Origin of the sequence: Gordonia sp. 852002-50816_SCH5313054-c, assembly GCF_001665925.1 — a bacterium.
Lineage (GTDB): Bacteria > Actinomycetota > Actinomycetes > Mycobacteriales > Mycobacteriaceae > Gordonia > Gordonia jacobaea.
In genome coordinates this window covers 1-8,032 of record NZ_LZTE01000088.1, presented here as the reverse complement: position 1 = coordinate 8,032, position 8,032 = coordinate 1, and the positions used below count along the sequence as shown (strand labels likewise).

The 8,032-nt window shown below is 58.7% G+C and carries 5 protein-coding genes and 1 pseudogene; 3 read left to right on the top strand and 3 right to left on the bottom strand.

Annotated elements, in window-relative coordinates; genetic code table 11:
• Positions 1–634: 634 nt before the first annotated feature.
• Positions 635–958: pseudogene (locus A5788_RS24660) on the top strand (Wzz/FepE/Etk N-terminal domain-containing protein); the annotation flags it as partial.
• Positions 959–1,006: 48 nt separating this feature from the next.
• Complete coding sequence (locus A5788_RS22715) at positions 1,007–2,056, top strand: polysaccharide biosynthesis tyrosine autokinase (RefSeq protein ID WP_231894194.1); 1,050 nt, start codon at positions 1,007–1,009, stop codon at positions 2,054–2,056.
• 1,052 nt (positions 2,057–3,108) lie between these two features.
• Here A5788_RS22715 and A5788_RS24655 read toward each other — a convergent pair.
• From A5788_RS24655 to A5788_RS22705, 3 genes are all read right to left on the bottom strand, one after another.
• Positions 3,109–3,489 (bottom strand): DapH/DapD/GlmU-related protein, encoded by a 381-nt coding sequence (locus A5788_RS24655; RefSeq protein ID WP_442902888.1) that lies wholly within the window; start codon positions 3,487–3,489, stop codon positions 3,109–3,111.
• A gap of 751 nt (positions 3,490–4,240) precedes the next feature.
• Entirely contained in the window at positions 4,241–5,926 is a 1,686-nt protein-coding gene (locus A5788_RS22710; RefSeq protein ID WP_156525606.1) for a DUF4012 domain-containing protein, read from the bottom strand.
• A gap of 292 nt (positions 5,927–6,218) precedes the next feature.
• A complete protein-coding gene (locus A5788_RS22705; protein WP_049700818.1) occupies positions 6,219–6,641 on the bottom strand; it encodes a hypothetical protein in 423 nt (140 codons plus the stop codon).
• Between the two features lie 462 nt (positions 6,642–7,103).
• On the opposite strand from A5788_RS22705, the gene A5788_RS22700 reads away from it, so the two are divergent.
• Complete coding sequence (locus A5788_RS22700; RefSeq protein WP_064866282.1) at positions 7,104–7,877, top strand: hypothetical protein; 774 nt, start codon at positions 7,104–7,106, stop codon at positions 7,875–7,877.
• The last annotated feature ends 155 nt before the right edge of the window (positions 7,878–8,032 follow it).

The following is an 8,032-nucleotide window of genomic DNA, read 5'->3' as shown; positions in this document are numbered from 1 at the left end:
CCGGAGACCAGGGGCGTCTCACCTCAACGACACGCCGCGGCCCTGACCAGGCATTGCCCGCTCAACTTCGAAGAGCCGATATACGCTCATTGGCTCGTTTTAAGGCAATATATGATGCGTATCAGGGCAGAGTGGTCGAGGGGTTTTCGTCGGTAAGTCTAAGCCGTGATACATCGATAAGGTATCGTGAGGTCGAAACACAGTATCTACGAAGCGCTATTGGCGGAAATAGTCTCTGGTTCGGACACTGGTTCGGATACGCTTACAAGCCTCCGCGCGACCTAGGCTCGCCAGCCACCGCTTACTATGCGCACAACTTCTACTTGTGGTTGCTTGTGAAGACAGGTCTTGTAGGTTTCACGACCTATACTCTTTCCATAGTGACGCTAATGTGGAAATCGTTGCCCCTGGAGGCGGGTGGTATACGCGCCGCATTCATCTCCTGCGCTATTGGATTCCTTACCCTATCTTGGGCTGTACCGTTCCCGGTCGCGTCCAGCACTTCTGTCGTACTTGGCGCGCTGCTTGCCGTCTCTGTGGCCCTTCCGCGAGGTTGGGATGGCTCGGACGCCAGCGGTGAATTGCGGGCGCCATCGCTCGAGACCCTCAAGCGAGCCGAATTGTGAGCAAGGTAATGAGAGGTAACGGAATGACGGCTATGCGTATAGAAGATCCAGATTCGGTGACGAGTCGCAATTTGGCTTTGCGACGAGTATCAAATTCGCTCTCTTTAGTTGTGCGCGCTTGGTGGATAGTGGCCATGTGCGCGCTAGTGGCGGGTACTTCAGCGTTCTTGTACAGTCTCAATGAGACGCCGGTCTATCGCTCGACAGCAACGCTATATGTGACTGCTGGCACGGATGCTAACACGGCTGCGGCATATCAGGGATCACTGGCTTCCCAGCAGCGAATTGGTTCTTATGCGCAGCTCGTTCTGTCGGACTCTGTGCTTAGCGCAGCTATTAGAGACTCTGGTTCCTCAAAGAGCGTCTCGGAGCTTAGGGCTATGGCAGAGGTTAAAACAACTCCGGAAACTGTTTTGCTCAAGGTGAGTGTTTATGATCCAGATAGCGCTGAAGCTGCCATGCTTGCGAATTCAATTAGCGCAGCTCTGTTGTCCAGTATTGACTCGCTGGAACGCCCTCCGGGCGCTTCCGAGGCTCTGGCTAAAGCCACGGTGGTCTCACCTGCGGTTGCGACATCTGTGCCAGTTTCGCCCAACAGAAAGCGATACGTCGTATTCGGAATCATAATCGGGGCCCTGGTTGGAATTCTGATTGTCGTGATACGGAGTAGATTCGACAACAAGGTGAGAACTCCCGACGATGTTAAGGATATGGAGCTCTCCGTTCTATCAGTCATACCAGCAGATGAAGCCCTCGCTTCGCGACGGTTCGGGCCGGATTATTCGTTCGGTGCAACTGCAGCTGCGGAGGCGTATAGGAAGCTGCGCACGAATCTATCGTTTGTGGTCGTAGATACTCCGTCGCATTGTCTTGTAGTAACCAGTCCAAGGCCCGGCGATGGTAAAACGACAACCGCGATCAGTATGGCTATTGCGAGCGCTGAGGACGGCAAGAAGACCCTGCTTGTCGATGCTGACCTTCGACGGCCCACGATAGACGAGCGATTCGGACTGGCGGGGAGTGTAGGGCTTTCGACGGTCTTGAGCGCGAACTTGGATTGGCGCGACGCTATTCAGGATACCGAATGGCAATCCCTAAGTGTGCTCTGCAGTGGTGAGGTTCCTCCAAATCCGGCGGAGCTATTAGGCAGTGCGCGTGCTGTGAGTCTGTTTGAGGCGCTGAAGGAGGAGTACGAAAGGATAATTATAGATTCGCCGCCCGTACTCCCCGTCACGGATTCGGCCGTTTTAGCAGCGCTGGCCGACGGCGTGGTACTTGTTGTTAGATCTGGTACAACCAAGACTACCGACACGGTGTCGGCGGTCGAACAGCTGGAACGTGCTGATGCCGGCGTGTTCGGTGTCGTCTTGAACTACGCTGAAGCATCAAACGGGGTCTATTCGTACCTGTATGAGTACTCTCGGCCATAGTCACGTCCCGGGTTGTGTTCGTTTCGAACTTATACGGTCTTATAGTTGTTCCACTAGCGAAGAACACTGTCCGTCGAAACACTTGATGTTCCTAACTGAGGGAGGGTTGACCGAAGAGTGAGTTTTCGAATCCGTATGCGTCGAACTCTATTGGGTGGTCTGTTGGTGAGAAGTTATGGCCGAGTACCATTTCGACGATTCCTGATTCGTCTTGTGTTGAAACTGGAGGGCGGGCAGATGACGTCGGTTTCGTTTCGTAGGATAATGTCCCGGTATCATGGCGTCGATATTGGCAACTTCGCCTATGGCTCCCTTCTCGACGTTGGAATGGCTGACAGGTTGACGAGTGTTGGTGCCTATTGTTCGATTGGTCCTAATGTGCGTCGTTTTGGCGCAGCGCATCCAACTGAGAACCCGCTGATGCACGCCTATTGGTACAACCCGGTTCTCGGATATGTCGGGCCGTCGTCTGATGTTTCTCGCTCTGCCTGCCGAATTGAACCTGACGTATGGATTGGAGCCAACGTAGTGATCCTGCCGGGTTGCAGACGGATTGGGTTGGGTGCTGTTGTGGGAGCTGGCTCGGTCGTGACTCGGGATATCGGTGACTTCGAAGTGTGGGCTGGTGTGCCTGCGAGGAAGATTAGCGAGCGATTAACACCGGCCCAGCGGTCCGCCGTAAGGGCTGTAGCTGACTGGAGCGCGCCGCCGCACATTGTCGAGCGCGCCCTGTCCGAGGGTTTAGAGGTTTCGACTGAATAGGTGGTTGGCCTGCAGCAAGGCACGATTGAGTTGCCTCGGATGGAGCAGCAGTGTTGACTGGCCAAAGAGAGTCGATGGGTTTGATGGTGGGACGAGAGCCTGGGAGCTGCCGGTTAGATTGTGGCTTCGAGGTCGCGGAGGTTGAACAACTGGGCCCGCCCCGAACTGCGGGTAAGCGTTCGCGGCGAGTCAGTATCATTATGCGAGATTCATTCTCAACGCAATTGCTACGTGGGTGGTAGGCGGGGAAGTTTTCGGGATCTGATCCTAGGGTTGGCTGCAGTTGGCTGCTACTTGACGACTCGGTGTGCTCCGACAATCACCGATTCGGGGGCTACATCCCGTAGTACGACTGAATTGGCTCCGATCACTGAGTGCTTCCCGATCGTAATTTGTGTGTTTTTGGGGGGAGCTATGACGGCACCAGCGGCGATCTTTACTCCATCTTGAATAACAACCCCGTAAGTGGTTCCGGTTCGCGGAGACCCAGCGCCGATCGTCACATGATGCGCAATCTGAACGCCCCTGCCAATAGTCGTATCGGGGTGTATAACGACACCAAGTCCGTGGTGCCAGAGCCGCACAGAGCTATCGATGGTGACTTCGGGTGGGAGTGCGTTGCTGTAGATAAGTGAATTGATCGCCTTGATGCCACGTGCGCATCGTTTCATGCCTGATCGGTGCAGCTTGTTGCTGACGATCCAGAGAGTTACGGGGTTCATAAGTTGTCATAGTGTCTGATTCCTCGTTAGTTCGCAATCGGTGCCTGCGTTGACCGGTAGAAGGACGTTCTACAGAACTCGACGTTCATTTCCTGATTGCTGCGAAGAGGTTCGAACAGAGGGGTGGCGACGGAGTGGAGATTATCGAATAGCGCTCTTGGACACCTTTGTCGGCTGATGCCTCGGGTGGCGGTCCGTTACATGGCTCGTGTGTGGGTGTTCGGCGAGTCTTGTCCTGCATCGGCGAGAGGAGTGCCATCCCTGAAAGTTGGCTATCGTCCTCAGTACGGATGCACTCGTATTCTGGAGTAGCCACTTTCGGGCGTTCGGCAAGTTCGACTAGATTGCCCGCCTGCGTCGTGTGCGGCCGCAGGAGCGTTGTGCGTCTACGCGCTCGGTCCGGACCAGACACGCTGTCCGCTATCTATGGTGATTATCGCGTTCACTGAGCAGTACAGATACGAAACCGATGCACTGCCTAGCTACTGCATGATGAAACCTCGGAAGCTGCTCATCAGGATGTACACGCACCGACATGTGATGCCTCATCGCCATCACGTCGGAGGCCGCAGTTGTGAGCGGGCAACGCATTTCGTGCGTTCTGATCGGTCCGGTGCTTCGGTGCTGGCACGCAGTCCATTCGGACTATTCGACGGGTGTGAGTGCTAGTTGGTGCGGATTCTTGCGGCGATGTTATGCGCTAGTCCGAGCACTCGGGCACCGACACCTTGGGAGTCGGATTGTCGATGAGAGGCTGTACCGGGACCTGTGCCTCGCCGGGCGTGCTGGGTTCGGTCAGTTCGAACGTCAATTCCGCGGTCTCGCCGGGTGGCACGGCGAACGTGGCTTCAAAGGTGGGGTGTCCGCGTTCGGTTGAACCGATGACCTGCACGGGCGAGCCGTTCACCTTCACACTGACGACCTCGGCGCCGGTAGTGGCGAGGAGACGCACGGAGGTGATCATCGAACCGCGCGGAACTCCCGAGGCCAAGCCCGGTAGAAATCCCATCTTGCCCACGACATAGTCGGGTAGCCCCGACGTGTCTTTGATCGTGTTGGTCAGCCGAATGGTCGCGGTCGACCTTCGTGTGCCGGGGGTGCAACCCTCTGCCCTGTACTCGATTTGGCGAGTCAGGTAGTAGTCCATCTTGTTGCCGCCAAGATTGTTGACGACGAACTGTGCGTGCGGAGCACGGTCGTTGGCAACGGTGTTAGCAAGCGGGGTCTGCTCGAGTTGCTCCTGCTCGTCGGGCGATGCGCTCCACACGGAGATCCGGTGTTCGCCGACGCCGCGCCCGAGCGCGCGCAGCACCTCCTGTGGAGACTCGAGGGGCCCGGTCACCTTCTTGACCACCTCGATTGCGATGCCCTGCAGATACTGCTTACGGGCAGCCTGGTCATCTGGATACCGGGTATACGCCGTCGACTCCGTCAGCTCGACGACATTGTCCTTGGTGATCACCTCGCCGTCGGGCATCGTGACCGGTCCAGTGGCGCCAAGAATGTAGCTCAGCGCAATGGGGTCAAGGGCGATGACGCCGTCGACGTCTGTGCCGGACTGCTGCTTCCACATCGACTTCCAGATCTGCGCGGCGTAGGGAAAGTGTGCGCTCTGATTGCTGTTTCGGAAGTCGGTGCTCGGGTTGGTGTAGCCGTACTGTTCCTCGTACTCCGGCCCGAGGGAGAGCGGCGTGAACGTCTTGTTGAGCTCGCTGTTGGCGCCCAGGTCGTCGACTGTCGGTTTGCCGTCGTTGAACCGCAAGATGCCGAATCCGCCCAGGAGGCCGCCTGTGCCGCGCGCCTCGGCATTCGTCTGGAATGCCATAAAGTATGACCGCGGACCGTCGGCGCCGAGCATTGCAGGGCCAATGTTTGCCGCAATCGAAGTATTCTTCAGCAGCGTCGCTATGTCGGCAGTTTGCGATTGCACCTGAGACCGTGCGGTATCGAGAGCAGAGACATAATGCGGATTCTGTATCGCTTGTGCGTCTTTATCGAGTCGGGTTGCGGCAGCGGAAATCTTTGTGAGTTCGGGCGCTTCATCGCGCAATTTGGCGACGTCGACGCGCCCGCCGGCGAGCAGTGAACCGGGCGCAACGGTGGCGCCCATCTGCGCTGCAGGCTTCAGGACCTCGGAGGTCAGGCCGGCGGCGACGTCGGATATCTGTTGCCCGGTCTTGAGCGGGCTGCCGAGCCACGGGACGGCTGCTGCCACGCTCCACGACACCGAGTGGGTGGTGTCTTTCGCGTCCTGGGCGTGCTGCTCCGCCTGACCAGCCAGCTTCGACGCGGACGACATGTCTTCATGCAGCAGAGAGTCTTTGGATTGTTGCGACAGCGTTCGGGCCTGTTCGAGGTTGCTCTTGACCGATTGCGCCTGAAACATGAGCCACACGCAGTACGCCGCGACGATGACGAGCACTGCTACCCCTGCAATCACGAGATTGCGTCGCCTGAAGATGTCGCTCGTAGTCGATGTGTTCTCGTCGGTCGCCTTAGAACCGTCGGTCAAGCCGTCATTAGTCGACCGACGCGGGGAGAGTCCCACTGAAGTTAGTTCCCTGCACTAGGGCGCCGTCGAAGTTTCGGCGCATGGTGAGCACAAATCGCGAAATCCACATAAAAATACTCGCCAGTTCACGTGGTCACGTGAACTGACGAGTATTTTTCACATCTGATTACGTGCCGTACGGACCGACCCTGGTGATCCTCGCAATGGTGTTCGCGATGAAGGTGAAGATCGAGCCGATACGGTTGAGACCGATGGCCTTGAAGACCTGCCCGGTTGCTGCAGTGGTCACGTAAGTGACGGTGCCGACAACGCTGGCTACGCCCCGCGTCCAGTAGGCCGCACCCTGCCTGAACTGCTGGCCGGCGGTCCTCAATCCTTCAACGAGGTAGCAGCCGAAGTTGTTCGGTTGGCAGTTGCTGAGGGGCTGTGCCGCTGCCGTGGGTGCAGCAGACGCCTTGACGACGTAAGGAACACCCTTGGTGATGTATGCAACCTGCGCCGCAGGCGCCGCGGCGGCGATGGGTGCTGAATGCACAACTGCGGGAGTGAACGCGGCAGCGGACGCGACTGCCACGGCCGCAGCGCCCATACGCATCCTTGAGGAGAATCTGGTTTTGACTGTGGGCGCAAATGCAGTAGCCATGAGGCCTCCGGGTGAGCTCTGATCAGGGGGGCGCCCACAGCGGTGTGGACTCGCCTTAGCGGCAGCTAAGAATTGCACTCAGATTGTCATAGGGCCCCAATGTTGTCAACACGGAAACCGCCGGTCGAAAGCATTTCGCACGTGTACGACTCGCATGCTGCCCTGAGGTTCTCGCAAACGGTTTGCTCGGCTTCGCAAGGGTGTCCTCCAAAGGGGCTACACGGTGTAGGTCCGCCGCTGCGGTGAGGAGCGGGCTATCGATTCGTTTGGCGGCCTAGGAATCCTCAGCTACTCCATTCTGTTGCACTATCTTCGCCTTTCTGATGCGCGGCACTGCCCATGCGCGGCGGTTACGGTGCCTACCCTGCAACTAAGCCGACAACCCGGGGCCAGGCCGAAGCCGAAGGGGTGATCGTCGTGGCGCAGAAGCATCGCGGAGTGATCGCAACGATGTCGGCCGCCCTGTGCGTTCTGTTCGCGCTGGTCGGATGTGGAGTGACCACCGAGTCAGGGACTGCAGTCTCGGCGGCGCCCGCGCCCAGCGACCACGTTCCGACAGACTTCAACACGACGTTCCGGTGGATCTCGGGTGGTGCGCTCGACCTCTCGGGCCCCGAGGGGACGTTTGTTCGCGCCTTCGTCGAATCGTTCGAGATCGCGAACGCCGCGCAGTCGACGAGCTGGGGGTATCCGGGGTTCTCCGAGGCGGCGCCGTCGAACATTGATCAGATGATCACGGTGTATCCGTCGAAGGTGTCGGATGCCAAGCCATCGGTCGGGACTGTGTTCTTCTCGGCCCTGCGTCGAGAAGACAGTGCGTACGGGACGCGAATTGTGTTGTGCCGGTACGGGTATTCGTCGGTGCGCAGCGGCAGCGGGGCGTCGCCGTGGAGCTCGCGGGTTGATGCGCCGCGACCGGTTGAAATCGACTTCCTGCAGCAGGCCAGCGCGCCGCCGGTCAGAGTGCGGGGATCGCAACGGACGCCTGGCGGCAACGTCTTCGGCGGGTGGTACGTGTCGCGCTACGACTTTGCTGCGGTCTATCCGACTCCGACTGCCGACCAGCGGGCGTGCGCGTCGAATGTTCCTGCGTCGGTACCGAATCGGGCGGCGAGCCAGGGCGCGCAGCCGTGGGCGCCTATGACTCCGAGCCCCGGGTGGTCAGCGAGCAACGATCTTTGAGGTGGTCTCGACAAGCTCGACCAGCGGGGTGGGGCTGTCTCTTATACACATCTCCGAGCCCACGAGACCGATCAGTATCGGGTGTGGCGGGGTGGGGGTGTTAAAAAAAAGGGGGGGGGGGGGGGGGGGGGGGGGGGGGGGGGGGGGGGGGGGGG